1 protein-coding gene is annotated in these 334 nt (G+C 46.7%); it reads left to right on the top strand.

The window, feature by feature from the left end; all coding sequences use genetic code 11:
* Positions 1 to 113 precede the first annotated feature (113 nt).
* Positions 114 to 334, top strand: a 221-nt coding sequence (locus NQZ67_RS30920) for a sulfatase-like hydrolase/transferase (RefSeq protein ID WP_257453175.1), incomplete at its 3' end; no start/stop codon positions are given.

Below are 334 nucleotides of genomic sequence, written 5' to 3'. Positions count from 1 at the left end.
CGCTTGAGATGTCATTACCTAAGCGGCCTATGAACGGAGAAGAGCTCCTAACCTATTGGAATCGATTCCAGAATCGGTACAAATATCGAGATCAAGGTGTGGACGACCATTTGATGAGGACAATGAAAGCAGCGTATTATTGCACAATATCCTTCATTGATTACCAAATCGGACGCTTGCTCGCTTACATGGAAGAACAAGATCTGTTGAAGAACACCATGATTGTATTCTCTTCTGACCACGCTGAGCTGCTTGGCGATTACAATAGTGTAGGCAAGCGCAGCTTCCTGGATTCCGCAGCGCGCATACCGCTGATCGTAGTGGATCCAGATCG

Origin of the sequence: Paenibacillus soyae, from assembly GCF_024623455.1 — a bacterium.
Classification (GTDB): Bacteria; Bacillota; Bacilli; order Paenibacillales; family Paenibacillaceae; genus Pristimantibacillus; species Pristimantibacillus soyae.
Note: the sequence above shows the minus strand (reverse complement) of the source record. Positions and strands in the feature narration are given on the sequence as shown.